The sequence below is a fragment of the Pseudoalteromonas sp. NZS37 genome, assembly GCF_015864265.1.
Taxonomy (GTDB): Bacteria; Pseudomonadota; Gammaproteobacteria; order Enterobacterales; family Alteromonadaceae; genus Pseudoalteromonas; species Pseudoalteromonas arctica.
This window is the reverse complement of record NZ_JADYXL010000006.1, coordinates 15322-34852: the sequence shown is the minus strand read 5'-3', so window position 1 is coordinate 34852 and position 19531 is coordinate 15322. Positions and strand designations below refer to the sequence as shown.

The 19531-nt window shown below is 40.1% G+C and carries 18 protein-coding genes; 4 read left to right on the top strand and 14 right to left on the bottom strand.

The genetic code is table 11. The features are described from left to right. Window positions 1–94: 94 nt before the first annotated feature. On the top strand, window positions 95–925 hold the full coding sequence (gene purU / locus I6F47_RS12680) for a formyltetrahydrofolate deformylase (RefSeq protein WP_197101406.1): 831 nt from the start codon (window positions 95–97) through the stop codon (window positions 923–925). 181 nt (window positions 926–1106) lie between these two features. Here the strand turns inward: purU and I6F47_RS12675 are convergent, their stop codons facing one another. Continuing rightward, window positions 1107–1757, bottom strand: coding sequence for a response regulator transcription factor (locus tag I6F47_RS12675; RefSeq protein ID WP_007584799.1), 651 nt, complete (start codon window positions 1755–1757; stop codon window positions 1107–1109). A 104-nt stretch (window positions 1758–1861) separates the two neighbouring features. Further along, entirely contained in the window at window positions 1862–3802 is a 1941-nt protein-coding gene (acs, locus tag I6F47_RS12670) for an acetate--CoA ligase (RefSeq protein WP_121955524.1), read from the bottom strand. A 440-nt stretch (window positions 3803–4242) separates the two neighbouring features. On the opposite strand from acs, the gene I6F47_RS12665 reads away from it, so the two are divergent. Then, window positions 4243–5409, top strand: a complete 1167-nt coding sequence (locus tag I6F47_RS12665; RefSeq protein WP_010554447.1) for a DcaP family trimeric outer membrane transporter — start codon at window positions 4243–4245, stop codon at window positions 5407–5409. 220 nt (window positions 5410–5629) lie between these two features. Beyond that, on the top strand, window positions 5630–7753 hold the full coding sequence (locus I6F47_RS12660; protein WP_101217727.1) for a TonB-dependent siderophore receptor: 2124 nt from the start codon (window positions 5630–5632) through the stop codon (window positions 7751–7753). A 381-nt stretch (window positions 7754–8134) separates the two neighbouring features. Here the strand turns inward: I6F47_RS12660 and recA are convergent, their stop codons facing one another. Both recA and I6F47_RS12650 read right to left on the bottom strand, forming a co-directional pair. Continuing rightward, a complete protein-coding gene (recA, locus tag I6F47_RS12655; protein ID WP_024591486.1) occupies window positions 8135–9178 on the bottom strand; it encodes a recombinase RecA in 1044 nt (347 codons plus the stop codon). 68 nt (window positions 9179–9246) lie between these two features. Continuing rightward, on the bottom strand, window positions 9247–9735 hold the full coding sequence (locus I6F47_RS12650; protein ID WP_165722864.1) for a CinA family protein: 489 nt from the start codon (window positions 9733–9735) through the stop codon (window positions 9247–9249). A 21-nt stretch (window positions 9736–9756) separates the two neighbouring features. On the opposite strand from I6F47_RS12650, the gene mutS reads away from it, so the two are divergent. Continuing rightward, window positions 9757–12342, top strand: a complete 2586-nt coding sequence (mutS, locus tag I6F47_RS12645; protein ID WP_197183965.1) for a DNA mismatch repair protein MutS — start codon at window positions 9757–9759, stop codon at window positions 12340–12342. A 90-nt stretch (window positions 12343–12432) separates the two neighbouring features. Here mutS and rpoS read toward each other — a convergent pair whose 3' ends face one another. From rpoS to I6F47_RS12595, 10 genes are read right to left on the bottom strand one after another with little or no spacing between them, the layout of a single operon-like run. Next, window positions 12433–13407 carry an RNA polymerase sigma factor RpoS gene (gene rpoS, locus I6F47_RS12640; RefSeq protein WP_007584786.1) on the bottom strand — a complete coding sequence of 325 codons (975 nt, stop codon included), beginning with the start codon at window positions 13405–13407 and terminating at the stop codon, window positions 12433–12435. Window positions 13408–13442: 35 nt separating this feature from the next. After that, window positions 13443–14267 carry a peptidoglycan DD-metalloendopeptidase family protein gene (locus I6F47_RS12635; protein WP_165736245.1) on the bottom strand — a complete coding sequence of 275 codons (825 nt, stop codon included), beginning with the start codon at window positions 14265–14267 and terminating at the stop codon, window positions 13443–13445. A 41-nt stretch (window positions 14268–14308) separates the two neighbouring features. Further along, window positions 14309–14887 (bottom strand): YqaA family protein, encoded by a 579-nt coding sequence (locus I6F47_RS12630; protein ID WP_007584782.1) that lies wholly within the window; start codon window positions 14885–14887, stop codon window positions 14309–14311. A 9-nt stretch (window positions 14888–14896) separates the two neighbouring features. Next, on the bottom strand, window positions 14897–15535 hold the full coding sequence (locus tag I6F47_RS12625; protein ID WP_007584780.1) for a protein-L-isoaspartate(D-aspartate) O-methyltransferase: 639 nt from the start codon (window positions 15533–15535) through the stop codon (window positions 14897–14899). Then, window positions 15525–16289 carry a 5'/3'-nucleotidase SurE gene (gene surE / locus I6F47_RS12620; protein ID WP_007584778.1) on the bottom strand — a complete coding sequence of 255 codons (765 nt, stop codon included), beginning with the start codon at window positions 16287–16289 and terminating at the stop codon, window positions 15525–15527. Before surE ends, I6F47_RS12625 begins: the two co-directional genes overlap by 11 nt. After that, window positions 16270–17322 carry a tRNA pseudouridine(13) synthase TruD gene (gene truD, locus I6F47_RS12615; RefSeq protein WP_197183964.1) on the bottom strand — a complete coding sequence of 351 codons (1053 nt, stop codon included), beginning with the start codon at window positions 17320–17322 and terminating at the stop codon, window positions 16270–16272. The genes surE and truD overlap by 20 nt, the downstream gene beginning before the upstream one ends. Then, a complete protein-coding gene (ispF, locus tag I6F47_RS12610) occupies window positions 17319–17816 on the bottom strand; it encodes a 2-C-methyl-D-erythritol 2,4-cyclodiphosphate synthase (protein WP_010554441.1) in 498 nt (165 codons plus the stop codon). The genes truD and ispF overlap by 4 nt, the downstream gene beginning before the upstream one ends. Then, window positions 17813–18514 carry a 2-C-methyl-D-erythritol 4-phosphate cytidylyltransferase gene (gene ispD / locus I6F47_RS12605; RefSeq protein WP_165722867.1) on the bottom strand — a complete coding sequence of 234 codons (702 nt, stop codon included), beginning with the start codon at window positions 18512–18514 and terminating at the stop codon, window positions 17813–17815. The genes ispF and ispD overlap by 4 nt, the downstream gene beginning before the upstream one ends. Further along, on the bottom strand, window positions 18504–18791 hold the full coding sequence (gene ftsB / locus I6F47_RS12600) for a cell division protein FtsB (RefSeq protein ID WP_007584772.1): 288 nt from the start codon (window positions 18789–18791) through the stop codon (window positions 18504–18506). Before ftsB ends, ispD begins: the two co-directional genes overlap by 11 nt. A gap of 37 nt (window positions 18792–18828) precedes the next feature. After that, window positions 18829–19464 carry a hypothetical protein gene (locus I6F47_RS12595; RefSeq protein WP_002958964.1) on the bottom strand — a complete coding sequence of 212 codons (636 nt, stop codon included), beginning with the start codon at window positions 19462–19464 and terminating at the stop codon, window positions 18829–18831. Window positions 19465–19531: the final 67 nt, after the last annotated feature.

The following is a 19531-nucleotide window of genomic DNA, read 5'->3' as shown; positions in this document are numbered from 1 at the left end:
AACATGATTAATATTGGATTAGTCCACAAAGCCCTTGCTTTATGTGCCAAAACACAAATAATGAAGTATTAATCACAGGGTAAGAATGAGGACAATGAGCTATATACTAACCACCCAATGTGCTGACGACGTAGGCTTAATAGCTAAAATCACAGGGCTTTGTCATAAAAATAATTTAAATATTACGCGTAACAACGAGTTTGTAGATAAAGACGCACAGCGATTTTTTATGCGCACAGAGCTTACAGGCGAGCCACAAAGCGACTTTTTAGATCAACTACGCGCACTGTTGCCACAAGGCGCTAAACTTGCCCTACATTGCGGTGCAAAAACTAAAGTAGTTTTACTTGCAACTAAAGAAGCCCATTGTTTAGGTGGTATGTTGCTAAAGCAATTTGAACAAACTCTTAATATTGAAGTATTAGCCGTTATTGCTAACTACGCTGATTTAGAGCCTTTAGCAAAAGGGTTTGATGTGCCGTTTCATGTTGTATCGCACGAAGGACTAACTCGTAGCGAGCACGATCAAAAAGTAGGTGATTTAATTGCCAGCTACAACCCTAATATTATTGGTCTTGCCAAATACATGCGTATTTTAAGCCCTGAATTTGTGGGTCGCTTCGAAGGCAAAATAATTAATATTCATCATTCATTTTTACCCGCATTTATTGGTGCTAAACCTTATCATCAAGCATTTGAGCGCGGCGTAAAAATTATTGGTGCTACCGCTCACTTTGTGAATAATGAGCTTGATGAAGGCCCTATTATTTTGCAGGATGTAACAAGCGTTACACATGCTAATACCGCCGAAATGATGGCTAAAATGGGTAAAGATGTAGAGAAAACAGTGTTTTGTAAAGCACTCCAACTTGCATCAGAGCATAAGCTATTTATTAATGGTAATAAAACTGTAGTGTTTTCTTAGCATTGTACCAATTCGCTTAATTAAGTAGTTTATTTTGAGGTAATAAAACAGTGTTGATAACAAGGTATGCATTTTGTTATTAACCTGAATTCTAATTGATTATTCTACACATAAAAATATGCCAGCATTGTTGCTGGCATTTTTTTGCTCATAAATAAGCAAGTGACTTTTTAAATGTAAATTATGCCTGCTCTATTGGCTCGAGTTTTAATTTAGCGGCAATTAAAACGGCTTGGGTACGATTGTACACGCCGAGTTTTCTAAATATGGCTGTAATGTGTGCTTTTACTGTTGCTTCTGATATGTGCAGTTCATAAGCAATTTGCTTATTAAGTAAACCTTCGTGCAGATATTGCAGCACTCGGTATTGTTGAGGTGTTAATGAGGCAACTTGCGCTGCTATTTCTCGGTCTTCACCTTCAATTTCAGCTACTTTGTTTTTTAGCTCTTTTGGTAGCCATGTATCGCCTTCAAGTATTTGGTTAATTGCACTGGCAATATCATCAGACGATGACGATTTAGGAATAAAACCCATAGCGCCGTAACCCATTACTTTAGAAACTATATTAGCGTCTTCACTACCCGAAACAACGGCAATAGGTAAGCTTGGGTATTCTTCTCTAATACGAATAAGACCATATAAATCACCATTACCTGGCATGTGAAGGTCTAGCAGTAATATATCAAGATCCTCTTGCTCGCTTAACACTTGCAGTGTGCTGTCAAAATCGGATGATTCAAAAACCTCTAAACCTTCAAATTTTGCGCTCAATGCGCCCTTTAGTGCTTCACGAAATAACGGATGGTCGTCCGCTATTAAAAACTGACTCATGGTTCACTCCTAATAAATTCGGCTGCCAGTTAGGTATAAAACCATTACTGACAGCCGATATACTACGTTTAGAATCAACTTGTAATCAAGTTTTTAACGCACATTTAACGATTTAATCTGTTCTCGATTAGTTCATCAACTACAGATGGATCTGCAAGCGTTGACGTATCACCGAGTTGTTGGTGCTCATTTGCAGCGATTTTACGTAAAATACGACGCATAATCTTGCCTGAGCGCGTTTTAGGTAAACCCGGTGACCATTGAATCATATCTGGTGATGCTATTGGGCTAAGCTCTTTACGAACCCAGTTACGTACCTCTTTGGTTAACTCATCGCTTACTGTTACACCTTCGTTAGGCGTAATATAAACATAAATACCTTGGCCTTTAATATCATGCGGGTAACCCACTACTGCAGCTTCGGCTACTGCTTCGTGCGCAACTAAAGCACTTTCAATTTCGGCAGTACCAAGGCGATGGCCTGATACGTTAAGTACATCGTCCACACGTCCTGTGATCCAGTAATACCCGTCTTCATCACGACGACAACCATCACCTGTAAAGTAAACACCTGGGTAGGCGCTAAAATAAGTTTGTTCAAAACGTTCATGGTCGTTGTAAACCGTTCGCGCCTGCGATGGCCAGCTATCTAAAATTACTAAATTACCGTCTACAGCACCCTCAAGGTTATTGCCTTCAGCATCAAATAATGCAGGGGCAATACCAAAAAATGGATGTGTCGCAGAACCAGGTTTTGTATCAGTTGCACCCGGTAAAGGCGTAATCATTATGCCACCGGTTTCTGTTTGCCACCACGTATCAACAATCGGACAATTAGATTTACCAATACTCTCGTAATACCACGTCCATGCTTCTGGATTTATTGGCTCACCAACCGAGCCTAAAATACGTAAACTATCGCGATTTGACGAAGCTGTTGGCTCATCACCTTTCGCCATTAGCGCACGAATTGCTGTAGGCGCAGTATATAAAATAGTTACACCGTGTTTATCAACAATTTCGCCCATACGTCCTGCAGTTGGATAAGTTGGTACACCTTCAAATAATACTTGTGTACAACCGTTTACTAATGGCCCGTATGCAATGTAACTGTGGCCTGTGATCCAACCTACATCGGCACTACACCAATACACATCGTCTTCTTTTAAATCAAATACGTATTCATGTGTCATTGATGAGTAAACTAAGTAGCCACCAGTCGTATGCACAACCCCCTTCGGCTGACCTGTTGAACCTGACGTATATAGAATAAACAATGGATCTTCAGCGTTCATTGGCTCTGGTTCACACTTTGCTGGTAAATCAGCAACTAGGTCATGCCACCATATATCGTGCTCATTCCAATCAACTTCACCGCCGGTTAATTGGTGCACAATAACATGCTCAATTGAGGTTACAGTTTCTTGCGCTACCGCTTCATCTACATTTGCTTTTAATGGAACACAATTACCCGCTCTGCGCCCTTCATCTGAAGTAATAACGACCTTGGCACCCGAATCTCGAATACGATCTGCAATCGCAGAAGGTGAAAAGCCACCAAATACAACCGAATGAATAGCACCAATACGTGCACAAGCCTGCATTGCATAAACAGCTTGAGGCGTCATAGGCATATAAATCGCTACACGGTCACCTTTTTGAACACCTAGCTTTTTTAAACCATTGGCAAACTTGGCTACTTCATCATGCAATTGTTGATAAGTAATATTCTCACTTTGAGATGGGCTGTCACCTTCCCAAATAAGCGCCGTTTTATCTGCTTTGGTTTTTAAGTGACGATCGATACAATTGTACGAAGCATTAAGGTAGCCATCCTCATACCATTTAATATTTATATGGCCTTTGTCGAATGATGTGTTTTTAACTTTTGTATAAGGGGTAGACCAATCAAGACGTTTGCCATGCTCACGCCAAAAACTTTCTGGGTCATCAATAGATTGCTTGTAAAGCGTATTATATTTATTTTTATCTACAAGAGTCGCATCTTTAATATGCGCAGGAACTGGATAGATACTTTGTGACATCTTAGTCTCCATTTAAATTACTTGCCTTAAGCTTTTATCAAGGATTACTCAGCAGTGCTACATTAAGTATTAGACCTTAGTTGTACACCTCTTCAATTTCCTCATTTGTAGTTTATAATCCTTCTGCTTTCAATTTTTTTACATAAATAATACAACGCGTTAAATGTAAGTAAATACAAACTAATCTGCTCTCAAACCTTAGTCTTATAGACCAATAGGTAATTGAGTAAATATTGCACATATTCAACAGTGTTGTCGTACTCTAATAAAGATATTTTGTTGTACTTACTAAAATGCTTTATTTAACGAATGAAAATAGAAAGTGAATTGAAAGCCAAATTAACAACCCTTTTTATTCGTAAGTAATACTCGTAGCAAGTAATACAAATATCTATGAAAAAAAAGTAATAAATAACAAGTAGCCTATAAAGGACACCACAATGAAATTTACCCCATTAAAAACATTGGCAGCAAGCGCTGTACTATGTGCACTATCAAGTACTGCATACGCGGCAACTGCTGCAAAAATTGGTGATACCGAATTTACTTACGGTGGATACATTAAACTCGACTCTATGTGGAGTGATTATTCAGCGGGTGCGCCTGCAGGTTCAAACGTAGGTCGTGACTTTTACGTACCAAGTACGCTAACAGTTGGCGACGATAACAGCTCAGATGCTGTGTTTGATATGCATGCTCGCGAGTCACGCTTTAACTTTGGCACAGCCACTGTTATGGATAACGGTAAGACCGTTAACACTAAAATTGAGATTGATTTTTTAGCCTCAGCTGCTGGCGGCAATGAACGTGTATCAAACTCTTATGCTCCACGTATTCGCCATGCGTTTGTGACATACGACGGTTGGTTATTTGGTCAAACATGGTCTAACTTTCAAAACGTGGGTGCCCTTGCTGAAACGCTTGATTTTGTAGGCCCAGCTGAAGGCACTATATTTGTTCGCCAATCGCAAATTAAATATACCACTGGCGCATGGTCTTTCTCATTAGAAAACCCAGAAAGTACAATTTCTACTACTAGCGGTATGGTAGTAACTGATGATGCATCATTGCCTGACTTTACAGCTCGTTACACACACAAAGCTGATTGGGGTAACATTGTTGTTGCAGCGCTTGCTCGCCAACTTACTTATAAAGTAGGCAGTGTTGATGCAGATGAAACATCTTTTGGTATTAGTGCGTCGGGTAAAATAAACCTTGGTGAAGACAACCTTAAATTTATGCTTACTCAAGGTAAAGGCTTAGGCCGTTACGTAGGCTTAAACGTTGCTCACGGCGCAGTACTTAATGGCGATGAACTAGATGCCATTGATTCGACTTCTGGTTTTGTTGCTTACCAGCACAAGTGGACAAGCCAATGGCGTTCAACGTTCTTATACTCTTTCTTCTCTGCTGATAACAACACTGATTTATTAGCTATTTCTGGTGATCCGACTGAATCAAGCCAAAGCTATAGCGCTAACATTTTATATTCCCCTGTTAAACGCCTAACATTTGGAGCTGAGCTAAAACATGCTGAGCGTGAAACTGAAAGTGGCGTAGATGGCGATTTAGATCGTTTACAATTCTCTGTTAAATACTCTTTTTAATAACTAAAAAGCTAACTACTTTAAATAAGCGGCCTAGGCCGCTTTTTTTATAAGGGATATTAAGTTCTATATAATTCATCAATTCGTACCCATAATCTCTTTATGTGACGCTAAAATCCAACAAAATAGAATAATAATAGGTAAAACACACAACTCAATTGCAAATCGATATCATTTAGATTAAGTTACGCACTTCTTTTTGAACTAACTGGAAAAACTTATGTCGTCCCCTCAAGTTTTGCGTTTATCTAAATTAAGCTTTGCTACTTCTTTAATTCTATCTGGTTATGCACTTGCTGATGAAGCAACTGTAAAAGATGAACCTCTCGAAAAAATTGCGGTATATGGTCAACATCACAAAAACTACATAACAGAAGAAGCGCAATCAGCTACCAAACTAGGTTTAACAATTAAAGAAACACCACAGTCAATCTCGGTAGTATCACGCGCATTAATGGACGACTTTTCACTAGACGATATAAACTCAGTACTTGAAAGCACCCCCGGCGTAACAGTAGAGCAAATAGAAACAGATCGTACTTACTTTAAAGCTCGTGGCTTTGAAATTACTAACTTTCAAGTTGATGGCTTAGGTATTCCACAAAGCTCTGGATCTATTCAAGGCAGTCTTGATACTTCAATTTATGACCGTGTAGAAATAGTTCGTGGCGCTAATGGCTTAATGACCGGTGCCGGTAATCCTTCTGCAACTGTAAATATGGTTTTAAAGAAACCAACTTACACAACACAAGCAAATGCATCAGCCTCGTATGGCTCATGGAATAAAAAACGTTTAGATTTAGATGTATCTACGCCAATAAATGAAGAACACGCCGTACGTGCTGTATTTACAAAGCAAAAAGCTGATTCATACCTAGACCGTTACGAAACAGATAAAACAATTATTTATTTAGCCTACGAAGGCAAATTAACAGACAACACATTATTAAGCGTTAACTACGTTAACCAACAAAAAGATGCTGATAGCCCACTTTGGGGGGCACTACCTCTTTATTACACCGACGGCTCACCAACCGACTATGACGAATCAACCAGTACTGCTGCTGATTGGTCTTACTGGGATAACAGTGCAGAGCAAGTATATGTAACGCTTGAACAAAACTTATCAGCAACATGGGTGGCTAGAGCACGCTATGCGCACATCGAAAACGAGCAAGACTCAGAGCTGTTCTACGTATACGGTACACCAAATAAAGACACTGAACTTGGTTTAACAGGTTATGCAAGTCGTTATGATTACGAAGATAAGCATGATTTATTTGATCTATATGCCAGTGGTAAATTTGATTTATTTAATCAAGAGCACGATCTATCATTTGGTGTTAGCCAAGCAAAAATGGATTACACAGAGCAATCTCTTTACGATTACACTACAGGTAATGGTTTTCCAGATATGCCATCACTTAGAACGTGGGATGGTGTAATACCAGAAGCAACGCTTGCTGATGGCGTAAATGGTAGTGATATTACTAACGAGCAAAAATCAGCTTACATATCAACTCGCATTAAATTAAGCGAGCCTTTAAGTGTACTTGCTGGCGTGCGTTATACCGATTGGGAAACAAAAGGCACAGCCTATGGCGTTGCTCAAACTCGAAGTGACTCTGAGCTAATACCGTACATTGGTACAGTGTACGACTTTAACGAATCTCTATCGGCTTATGCAAGCTATACAGAAACATTTGTACCGCAAAAAGAACTAGACATAAATGCCAATCAACTACCTGCTGTTACTGGAAAAAGTAGCGAAATAGGTGTCAAAGCACAGCTTCTAGACGACCAGTTATTTGTAACGTTTGCTTATTTTGATGCAAAACAAGATGGCCTTGCTGTTGCTATAGCTAACTCATTACCAAGTGATACGCGTTATTATGCAGCTGATGGCATTAGTAGTAATGGTTTTGAAGTAGAGTTAAGTGGTAAATTTACAGATGATTTAAGTGCAAGTATTAGCTTTAGTAATTTAAATATTGATGGTGATGATTTAGTAAAAGATTACACACCAGAAAACCAACTTAAAGTGGCCGCAACCTACCAAGTGCCTTTAGTTGATGGCTTATCATTTGGTGCAAACTATCGCTGGCAGGATTCAACTAGCCGAGTTCAAGTTAAAGATGCTAATGGTATTGCAAGTGTTACTACCAACCAAGATGCATACGGGTTACTTGATTTAATGGCCACTTACAAAATTACAGATAACGTAGGAGTCACTTTCAACGTTAATAACACCACAGGTGAAAAATATTTGCACAGCCTATACTGGGAACAAGGTTACTACGGTGCACCGCGTAACTATGCTCTATCTGTAAATTGGCAGTTATAAATATATTTGATTAATTAAAGGCTGTAGATTTTTGCAGTTAAATTAAAAAACGACACATTTTTAATGTGTCGTTTTTATTTTATCTAACCTGAACTCTGGTTAAGAGATTTACTAACGTATTGAATCATAGTGGTATTTAAATTTATTTTCTCTAGCCAGAGATTTTCAGTGGAAACAAGGCGAATTTACGCGTCAATAGCTGGCCTATTGCAAGTAAATTCAACGCAGTTAGCGCTGAAAATAGCTGCTCGAGATAGATTTATTATCCAGAGCTCAGGTTATCTACTTTAAGTTTTTAATAACAAAAAAACGCTAATCATTACTGATTAACGCTTTTTAAAGCTCGGGTCAAATCAAGCTTAAAAACTCATTTTGAGGCTGTTAAAGATCAGCGTCATCGCCCAACTTATCTTCACCATCATCTGGTTCAATAGTTGCTTTTAATAAAAGCATTTCGCGTAACTTGCCTTCAATCTCATCTGCAATTTCTGGGTTTTCTTTCAAAAACTTAATTGAGTTAGATTTACCTTGGCCAACCTTGTTGCCACAGTAGCTATACCAAGCACCTGCTTTTTCAACAATTTTATGCTTAACGCCTAGGTCAATTAGCTCGCCTTGCTTAGAAATACCTTCACCATACATGATGATAAATTCAGCTTGTTTAAACGGCGGCGCTACTTTGTTTTTAACAATTTTAACGCGAGTTTCGTTACCAACAACTTCATCGCCTTCTTTAACAGAACCAATACGACGAATATCAATACGTACCGATGCGTAAAACTTAAGTGCATTACCACCCGTTGTTGTTTCTGGGTTACCAAACATAACACCAATTTTCATACGGATTTGGTTAATGAAAATACATAACGTGTTAGAGCGTTTAATGTTACCAGTAAGCTTACGTAATGCTTGCGACATTAAACGTGCTTGTAAGCCCATGTGCGAGTCGCCCATGTCGCCTTCAATTTCAGCTTTTGGTGTTAGTGCAGCAACCGAGTCAATTACAACAACATCTACTGCGCTTGAGCGTACTAACATGTCACAAATTTCTAGTGCTTGCTCACCTGTATCTGGTTGAGATACAAATAATTCATCTATATTTACACCCAATTTTTGGGCATATACTGGATCTAGAGCATGCTCAGCATCAATAAAGGCACATGTTTTGCCTTCTTTTTGTGCTTCTGCGATAACTTGTAAAGTAAGCGTTGTTTTACCAGATGACTCAGGTCCGTATACTTCAACAATACGTCCCATAGGTAAACCACCTATGCCTAAAGCAATATCAATACCTAATGAGCCTGTAGATACAGATTCAATGTTTAACGCTTTGTTATCACCCAATTTCATAATTGAGCCTTTACCAAATTGACGTTCAATTTGTGATAGTGCAGCGTCCAACGCTTTTTGTTTGTTATCGTTCATTTTATTCTCCAAATCCAGCTAATGGAATCAAGTATACTGTATGAAATCACAGTATCAAGCTAATTTTTTTATTTTATCTCATCTATTACACTTTTCAATGCAAATACAATAGCTTGCAGTCTAACTTGAGCCCTATCGCCAGAGAATACTTGTTTAAAGGTCAGTACTTTGTCATTAATTTGTATGCCAAACCACACAAGTCCCACAGGTTTGCCATCAGTTGCCCCGCCAGGTCCTGCAATACCCGATACAGCTATAGATATATTTGCATTTGTTGCCTTTATTGCCCCTAGTGCCATTTCACGTACTGTCTGCTCGCTCACAGCACCAAATTGCGCTAATGTACTGGCACTTACATTTAGTAAGTCTTGCTTTGCTTGGTTACTGTAAGTCACAAATGCGCGGTCAATATAAGCAGAGCTTCCAGGCGTATCTGTAAGGGCATAACTCACTCCGCCACCAGTACATGACTCAGCACTAGTGATCCATAAGCATTTATCCGTTAAAATAGCGCCTAATTGCGCAGCAAGTGTTTTAATCTCTTGATGTAATTCCATATTCAGCCTTTGGGTAAATACATGTCGTTTGATCTTTATGCACCACACACTATAAAACAACAAACTCCTATGATGCAGCAGTATCTAAAAATAAAATCAGAGCATCGCGATATTTTATTGTTTTATCGTATGGGCGATTTTTACGAACTCTTTTTTGATGACGCTAAACGCGCCGCTCAATTACTCGATATTTCGCAAACTCATCGCGGTAAAGCCGGTGGCGATCCTATCCCTATGGCGGGCGTACCTTATCATGCAGTAGAAAACTACCTAGCACGCCTAGTCCAAATGGGTGAATCAGTGGCTATCTGCGAACAAGTGGGTGACCCTGCAACTAGTAAAGGCCCTGTCGATCGTAAAGTTGTTCGTATAGTTACACCTGGTACAATTTCTGATGAAGCGCTTTTACAAGAACGACAAGACAACCTCCTTACCAGCGTTTGGCAAAGTAAAAAAGGTCTGTACGGTATCGCGTACCTTGATATTAACTCTGGTCGCTTTAACGTTGTAGAGGTTAACACCGACGAAGCCTTTAGCTCAACTATTCAGCGCTTAGCTCCGGCAGAACTTCTGTATAGCGAAAGCTTTGAAAACTTTCATTTAATTGAGCATATAAAAGGTGCCCGCCGCCGCCCAGAGTGGGAGTTCGACTTAGATACGGCCGAGCACTTATTATGCGATCAGTTTGGTACTAAAGATTTAGTTGGTTTTGGTGTTGATAAAGCCCACAGCGCGCTTGTTGCTGCCGGTTGTTTAATGCAATACGTAAAAGATACACAACGTATTGCACTGCCACATATTCGTGCAATTACACTTGAGCACAACGAACACGCTGTTATTTTAGATGCCGCAACCCGTAAAAACTTAGAACTTACCGTTAATCTATCAGGTGGTTTTGAAAACACACTTGCCCAGGTACTTGATAAAACAGCAACACCTATGGGCTCTCGTTTACTTAAGCGCCGTATTCATACACCTGTACGTAATAAAGACGAGCTAAATTCTCGCTTAAATGCAATTAGCGCTATTTTAGATGTACAACTGTGCGGCGAATTACACGAATCATTAAAAGAGATTGGTGATGTAGAGCGTGTTATTGCACGCCTAGCTTTATGCACAGCTCGCCCGCGCGATTTAACTCGCCTTCGCAGCGCATTACAAGCACTTGCGCCACTACATACTTTGTTAGGTGATGCTAACGATCCTCGTATAGCGGGTATTATCAAGCACTCGCCTGAGCTCCCTGATTTACAAGAGTTATTAGAACGTGCAGTGATAGAAAACCCACCGGTACTTATTCGTGACGGTGGCGTTATTGCCCCTGGTTACAACAGCGAACTAGATGAGTGGCGTAACTTAAGTAAAGGTGCAACCGATGTACTTGATCAACTAGAGTTACGTGAACGCGAACGCACGGGTATTAGTACGCTTAAAATTGGTTATAACCGCGTACATGGCTTTTTTATTGAAGTAAGCCGCGCCAATGCCCACTTAGTGCCAGCCGACTACATTCGTCGCCAAACGCTCAAAAATAACGAACGCTATATTATTCCTGAGCTTAAAGAGCACGAAGATAAAGTACTTGGTAGCCAATCAAAAGCCTTAGCGCTTGAAAAACAACTATACGAAGAGCTATTTAGATTTATTGCTCCACATATTGAGCAGTTGCAAATGATGGCAGCAGCATTGGCTGATTTAGACGTTTTAAACAATTTAGCTGAGCGTGCATTCGCACTCAATTATGCAAAACCAGAATTGTGCGATAACGACAATATAAGCATTAAACAAGGTCGTCACCCTGTTGTTGAACAAGTAATGAAAGAACCGTTTATTGCTAACCCTGTTGAATTAAACAGCCAACGTAAAATGTTGATTATTACGGGTCCAAACATGGGCGGTAAATCAACCTATATGCGCCAAACAGCACTTATTGTACTAATGGCTCACATTGGCAGTTATGTACCTGCAGACAGCGCTAAAATTGGCAATATCGATCGCATATTTACACGTATTGGTGCAAGCGATGATTTAGCATCAGGTCGCTCAACCTTCATGGTAGAAATGACAGAAACAGCAACTATTTTAAATAATGCCACGGCGCAGTCTTTGGTATTAATGGATGAAATTGGTCGTGGTACAAGTACCTACGATGGGCTTTCGCTTGCGTATGCAACAGCCGATCATTTAGCGTCAAAAATATCAGCTAAAACATTGTTTGCAACGCACTACTTTGAGTTAACAGAACTTGCTGAACAAACAACAGGTCTGGTAAACGTGCACCTCGATGCAATAGAACATAACGATACAATCGCCTTTATGCATACAGTACTTGATGGCGCAGCAAGTAAGAGCTTTGGCTTACAGGTAGCTGCTCTTGCGGGTGTGCCAAAAGCTGTTATTGCACAAGCAAAGCAAAAACTTAAGTTACTCGAAAATCATCAAAGCGTTACTGCACCAAATACAGAGCAACAAGCATTTACTTTTAATAATGAAGTTGCACAAAATACACCTTCTGAAGTGGAAGAGCAGTTGGGAGCTATTGACCCTGATAATTTATCGCCACGCCAAGCGCACGATTTATTATATAAACTAAAAGCATTGTTGTAATTTATATCATCTAATTTACAAACATAAAAAAGCCGAAGAATAAATTCTTCGGCTTTTTAACACACATAGTCTCTTATACTATTTAACTAGTTACGAAAACTGATTAAACAAGCTATCTGTACTTAAACCTTCTTGTTGCAAAATGTCTTTTAAACGACGTAATGCTTCTACCTGAATTTGCCTTACACGCTCACGTGTTAAGCCTATTTCACGACCTACATCTTCAAGTGTAGATGGCTCGTAGCCAAGTAATCCAAATCGACGAGCTAACACTTCGCGTTGTTTAGGGTTCAATTCACCTAACCAATCTACAATGTGTTTATTAATATCATTATTTTGTACTTCGCCTTCAGGGCCTGCACTTTTTTCATCTGGGATGATATCAAGCAGTACACTGTCGTTTTCACCACCAATCGGCATATCAACCGATGCTATTCTCTCGTTCAAACGTAGCATTTTAGTTACGTCTTCAACGGGTCTGTCTAGGCAAGCTGCAATTTCATCAGCTGTTGGTTCATGGTCAAGTTTTTGAGTTAATTCACGCGCTGTACGTAAGTAAACATTAAGCTCTTTAACAACATGTATTGGTAGGCGGATGGTGCGAGTTTGATTCATAATGGCACGTTCGATTGTTTGACGTATCCACCATGTAGCGTAAGTAGAGAATCTAAAGCCACGCTCAGGGTCAAATTTTTCAACGGCGCGAATTAAGCCTAAGTTACCTTCTTCAATTAAATCGAGTAGAGCAAGGCCACGGTTATTGTAACGGCGTGCTATTTTAACAACTAAACGTAAGTTACTTTCAATCATACGTTTGCGTGAGGCTTCACAACCTCGAAGTGATTTACGAGAAAAAAACACTTCTTCTTCTGCGCTAAGCAAAGGAGAAAAACCAATTTCGCCTAAATAAAGTTGAGTTGCATCAAGATTTTTAGTTACTTCTTCTTTTGCAAAGATTTCATCGTCTTCTACTTTATCTAGTAAAGTTGTGCTTTCATCAGCAGCGATGTCATCGAATTTTTCGTCAGTCGTAGTGTGTTTGTCAAGTTTTGCTGCGCTAGCCATAAGCCTTCTCCCGAGCAATTATCAATACCTGAAAATTAGGGTAGGTATTTAGCAGGATTGACAGCTTGCCCTCGGTAGCGAATTTCAAAACGAAGCGCGGTGACCGGAGATTCTGAATTACCAATTTCTGCTATTTTTTGTCCTGCCTTAACCTTCTGCTTTTCTTTAACAAGTAATTTCGAGTTATGTGCATAAGCACTTAGGTAATCATCATTATGTTTCAATATGATTAAACTACCATAACCTCGTAGAGCGTTACCCGCGTATACCACTGTTCCTTGTGCCGCAGCTAAGACTGAAGCCCCTTTGCGATTAGTAATCTGTAAACCTTTATAACCGTTTTCCTTATTAGAAAAGCGTTTGGTAATTTTGCCCTTTGCAGGCCAAAACCACTTAACTTTACTGCTCGACAAACGTTTAGTATTACTAACTTTGTTACTGGCTTGTTTCTGAACATACTCTCGTTGTTTTGGAGGATCAAGCTCTTTCTTTAATATTATGTTATTTTTTTGTGTGTTTTTTATAGACTTTTTACTCAAATTCGTATATTTTTCATCCCTTTTTGTTTTTTCGGGCTTGGGGGTTAAGGAGATGTTTTGCCCAGGGAAAATTGTGTAAGGTGATGGAATTGAATTGTTTTTTGCAAGTAATCTAAAATCTTTACCGGCGCTAAAGGCTATCGAATAGAGCGTATCACCTTTTTGCACCTTATAAATATCGCCATTTATGTTAATGGTATGACCTAAATCATTAACATTATTATTTAGGCTGCTAACAGGCGCTGGAATATGGCGAGAAGAGCAACCTGAGAGAAAAACACCAACAAATATAGTCACATACAGTAAAAACTGTTTATTCATTGTATTTTTCTCCCAAATTAGACAATTGATATTTTTAACGCTTAACGCAATAAAAAGTACGCTAGCGCAATTAATACCACTAATCCCCAACCAAGTATTTCAATATATTGACGTAATTTTGCTTCCATTTTAGCCCCGCCCCACTTCATTAAGGCTGAAACTAAAAAGAATCGCGCACCACGTCCAATCGCCGATGCGAGTAAAAATGGCAAAAATGCCATTTGTAAAACACCTGCGCCAATGGTAAATACTTTATATGGTATAGGCGAAAAACCAGCTAAAAACACAACCCAAACACCGTAATCTTTAAACCAATTTAATGCGATATCAAACTTTTCTTGCCAGTGCATTTGTGCAATCAATGGCTCAACTACGGGTTCAAATAGCCAAAACCCAAGCAAGTAACCAACTACTCCACCAACAACCGATGCTATTGTGGCAAAGCTTGCAAAACGCCATGCTTTTTTGGGTTGCGCAAGCGACATAGGTGCAAGCATTACATCGGGCGGTATTGGAAAAAAAACTGACTCTGCAAAGCTCATTGCAGCTAAATAACGTTCTGCATGGCGGTGCTTTGCCCACACTAGGGCCATATCGTATAACTTGGTAAACAACTTCAAAATGAATTCCTATTCAATATCGCCAGGTACTAACGGCACAAATCTAACGGGAGCAATAACATGCTCTTTATAATTATCGCCTTCGCGGATAACCATTACTAATTTTTGATCGCTCTCACCAATGGGCGCTAATAACACGCCTCCATCGGCTAACTGAGCAAGTAAGTCTTGCGGAACTTTAGAGGCCGCAGCAGTCACTATAATACCATCAAAAGGTGCTTGTGATTGCCAGCCTTGCCAACCATCACCATGCTTCATGGTTACATTATATAAATCGAGTTGCTGCAATCGACGCTTTGCCTGCCACTGAAGTGTTTTAATACGCTCTACCGAATAAACCTTTGTAAACGTTTTGGCTAATATTGCAGTTTGATATCCAGAGCCAGTACCAATTTCCAGCACTTTATTGCGCACACCAGCTAAGCGAAGTAGCTCTGTCATGCGCGCTACTATATAAGGCTGGGAAATAGTTTGCCCTTGCCCAATAGGTAGCGCCGTATTTTCATAAGCTTTGTGTTTTAGCACATCGTCTACGAATATGTGTCGCGGAATATCAGCAATAGCACTCAGTACTTGTGTATCTTCAACGCCTTCGCGCTTTAATAAGTCAGATAGCGCTTTTGCACTGCGGGTATAATTAGCGAGCACGATTAATCTCCAAATCGGCTAACCAGTCTCCTACTGCTTTTAGGCTGTCTTTGGCTGTCATATCAACACTTAATGGCGTAACAGAGGCATAACCGTTATTGATTGCGTAAAAGTCGGTACCCTCACCTGCATCGCTTTCTATGCCCAGCGATCCATACCAATAAATATCTCGACCCCAAGGATCGGTTTGTTTGGTCATGGTTTCTGCTTTATGACGAGCACCTAAACGAGTTACTTGCACCCCTTTTAATTCACTTAATGGAATATCTGGCACATTTATATTTATTATTTGATCTTTTGGAAGCGGATGCGAAGCCAAACCTTTAATAATATTTACGGTAACAGCAGCGGCTGTTTCAAAATGCTCGCCCTTATGTGAGCAAAGCGATACTGCAATTGCAGGTAAGCCTAAATGGCGACCTTCAGTTGCAGCGGCAACAGTGCCAGAGTAAAGCGTATCATCACCTAAATTGGCACCATGGTTAATACCAGCAACAACAAGGTCTGGTTTTTCATCAGCTAACTGATTTACACCTAAATGTACACAATCAGTAGGTGTGCCATTAACCGACATAAAACCATTTTCGAGTGTAGTCGCTCGTAGCGGGTTCATTAGTGTTAAAGAATTACTCGCGCCACTACAGTTGCGATCAGGTGCCACAAGGGTTACATCTGCAATTTGTATAAGCGCCTGATATAAAACCGCAATGCCTTTAGCATTTACGCCATCATCGTTACTTAACAGTATCTTCATTTATGTCATTATCCTTTTCTTTACGCTCTCGAGGGCTAGCATCTTTATAATCCACCAGCTCACGTAATAATGCAGTTGCAAAACACCCTTTTGGCAAACCAAAACTCAGTTTTAAACTGGTTTCATCTATGGTCTCAACCGTTAAGTTTTGCGGAATTAAACGCAGCATCCTACGCTCATTTTTAAGGCCTAGCTCACCTAAGCCATCGCACCATGTTTTGAAAGGTTCAAGCCATATTTTTTCTTGTTCGGTCAAACCTTTTTCGCTTTTCCCCACCATAGGTGCCGACATCATAATATCGCCAGTGGCTAATCGCTCTATGTTTTCGTCGTTAATTGCATCTTCAAAAAATGCATTACTGCCGCTGAGCATAAATACTTCACGGTGCATTGTTTTAGCTAAACCATGCTCTTTAACACGTAAATTTACTATTTGATTAAATACATGAGAACGCGCTGCTGAAATAATAATACCGCGCAGTTTTTTATCGCGAATGCGCTCACCGGCAAACATTTTTTCAGCCATAACTAAGTTATGACCGCCATGCCCAAATCGTTGTTCGCCAAAGTAATTAGGCACACCTGCGCGTACTGCGTTAATGCGGCATAAAATATCAAGGGGCTTGGTTACGTTACGAAGCGTAATAGTAAATTTATTACCTTTGTGGCAGCCCGTGCGTAATTTACGGTCGTGGCGCTGTTGCGACACAATAAAAATACTCTCGCTATTTAAATCGCTAAAATCGATAGGCTTTTTAATCGGTACTTTTACACTAAACCACTGTGAGCACACACCGTGGCGATCTTTCATGCCGGCGTAACTTACGTCTCGCGGTGAAACACCCGCACGCTGCGCAATTAGCTTGGCAACATATTGCGTATTTTCGCCTTTTTTAACCACCTGCAAACACACGTGTTCGCCACTACCGGTAAATTCTATACCTAGGTCTTCATCAACCATAAAGTCTTCAGCAGTGGTTTTAAAATCAGCTTTAGAAAGCGGTGCACCGTATAAATAATTTAAATCGCTCATGCGTTTTTTGTACTCGCAAGCTCTTTACTCATAATAACCACCGCATGGCTAGAAATGCCTTCCCTACGCCCTTCAAAGCCTAGCTTTTCGGTAGTAGTGGCTTTAACGTTAATTTGGCTAAGGTCACAATTTAAATCGCTGGCTAAATTAGCACGCATAGCTTGAATGTGTGGCAGCATTTTTGGCGCCTGTGCAACAATAGTCACATCGCCATTGCCAATTACATAACCTTGCTCTTTAGCTAAGCTCACCACATGGCGAAGTAAAATACGGCTGTCGATATTTTCATACTCGCTAGCCGTATCGGGGAAGTGCTTACCAATATCACCCATTGCAAGCGAGCCTAAAATAGCATCACATAATGCATGAATAGCGACATCGCCATCTGAGTGCGCTAAAAAGCCTTGTGGATAATCAATTTTTTCACCACAAATAGTTAACGGGCCTTCGCCGCCAAATTTATGTACGTCAAAACCATGGCCAATTCGTATCATAATGCACTCTCGTTTTGTTGTTTATGTAATAAAAACCCAGCCAAGTCTAAATCCTCTGGCGTGGTTATTTTAATATTATCGCTGCGACCTGCTACAAGCTTAACCGGTTTACCCGCCCACTCAATTGCACTGGCTTCATCGGTAATAGTAGCCCCGTTTGCTAATGCGTTTTGCAATGCATTTTTAAGCTCGTCATATTTAAAAAACTGCGGGGTAAGTGCTTGCCATAAATCGTCTCGTGGCACAGTTTGTAGGGCATGAGTGTGGCCGCGTTTTATGGTATCTTTTACTTTGCTAGCTAAAATACCGCCTTCATCAGCGCGTATACATTCATCAATTAAACGTTCTATATCACTAATATTAACTAGCGGACGCGCAGCATCGTGCACCAACACCCATGTAGGCGGGTTAGGTGCTAAAAAAAGTAAGCTATTAAGTACTGAATCTGCACGCTCTTTACCGCCACTGGCGCGAACAATGCGCTTATCAAGTGTTGGGAGTTCGTCAAAATAGGGGTCGCTGTCGCTAAGGGCAACAACAATAGTGCGTAATTGAGGTAATTGAGAAAGTTTAGCTAAGGTGTGTTCTAAAATGGTTTTACCGGCTAATTGTATATATTGCTTAGGCGCATTGTGCTGCATTCTACTGCCAACGCCCGCAGCAGGTACAATTGCTGCAATAGTCTGTTTATTTGTCATATTGTTTGCCCGGTAAAACACGAATAAATGTTTCGTCCGGTTTAATCATTCCCAATTCGTTGCGTGCACGCTCTTCAATGCCTTCTTGGCCAAGCTTTAAGTCTTCAATATCTGCTTTAAGTACTTTATTACGTTTAATGAGCTTTTCGTTGGTTTCTTGATGCGACGCTACAGCACCTTTTAGCCGTGTGTAGTCTTGTAAACCATTATGACCAAACCATAATCTGTATTGTACAAACAGTGCTAAGCACAGTAAGCCAACTTGAAAAATACGCATTTAACACTCCTTATTTTAAATTCCAAATACCTTAACTTTAATACGCTAAGGGGCGCTTTAAATTGCGCCAATTAATACTACCCGCTAAAAGCATTTCGCGTAGTGATAAAACCCGTGGCATACAACGCTTCGAAAATTGCCACTGATGCCCGCAACATGCAGCGGTTAAACTCACTTTACTTGGCTTTATTAACTGAGCATTTTGCTGCTCTAGCCCATTTCCTAAAAAATCAAACCAACCAAGCTCGTTACAATGCAGCTTATTTTCGCCTAACTGATCGATACTGTCTATTCTAAGACGCACCTGATCGTAGCCATGTAATATAACGGGCACTATAAGCCCCACTTTGGCATACGTTTGATAAAAAAGTTCATTAGCTTGAACATTTACATCGGGTGGGGTCGGTTTTTGCTTTTCAAGCCACGTACCATTTTGCGCGTCCAGCGTAAAAGGCGTGTCACCATTGGCAACTAACGTTGCAGCTCGCTCAATATAATAAGGTAGGCTTTTTAACTGACGGCGCAGTTTATCGGCATTAGGCTCTGCAACTAATCGCTGAACCTCACGCTGATAAAACGCATTACACAATTGTGCATACAACACTTTTTGTGCATCAGTTTGCCAAATTTCAACTTGCTGCTGAGCACCAAGTGACTGATTTTTAGCGACCAAAAGCTGTACTCAAAAATATTCAGGTAAATGTTTTATAACACAGTATTGAATGTTTTTTAAGCGCAGC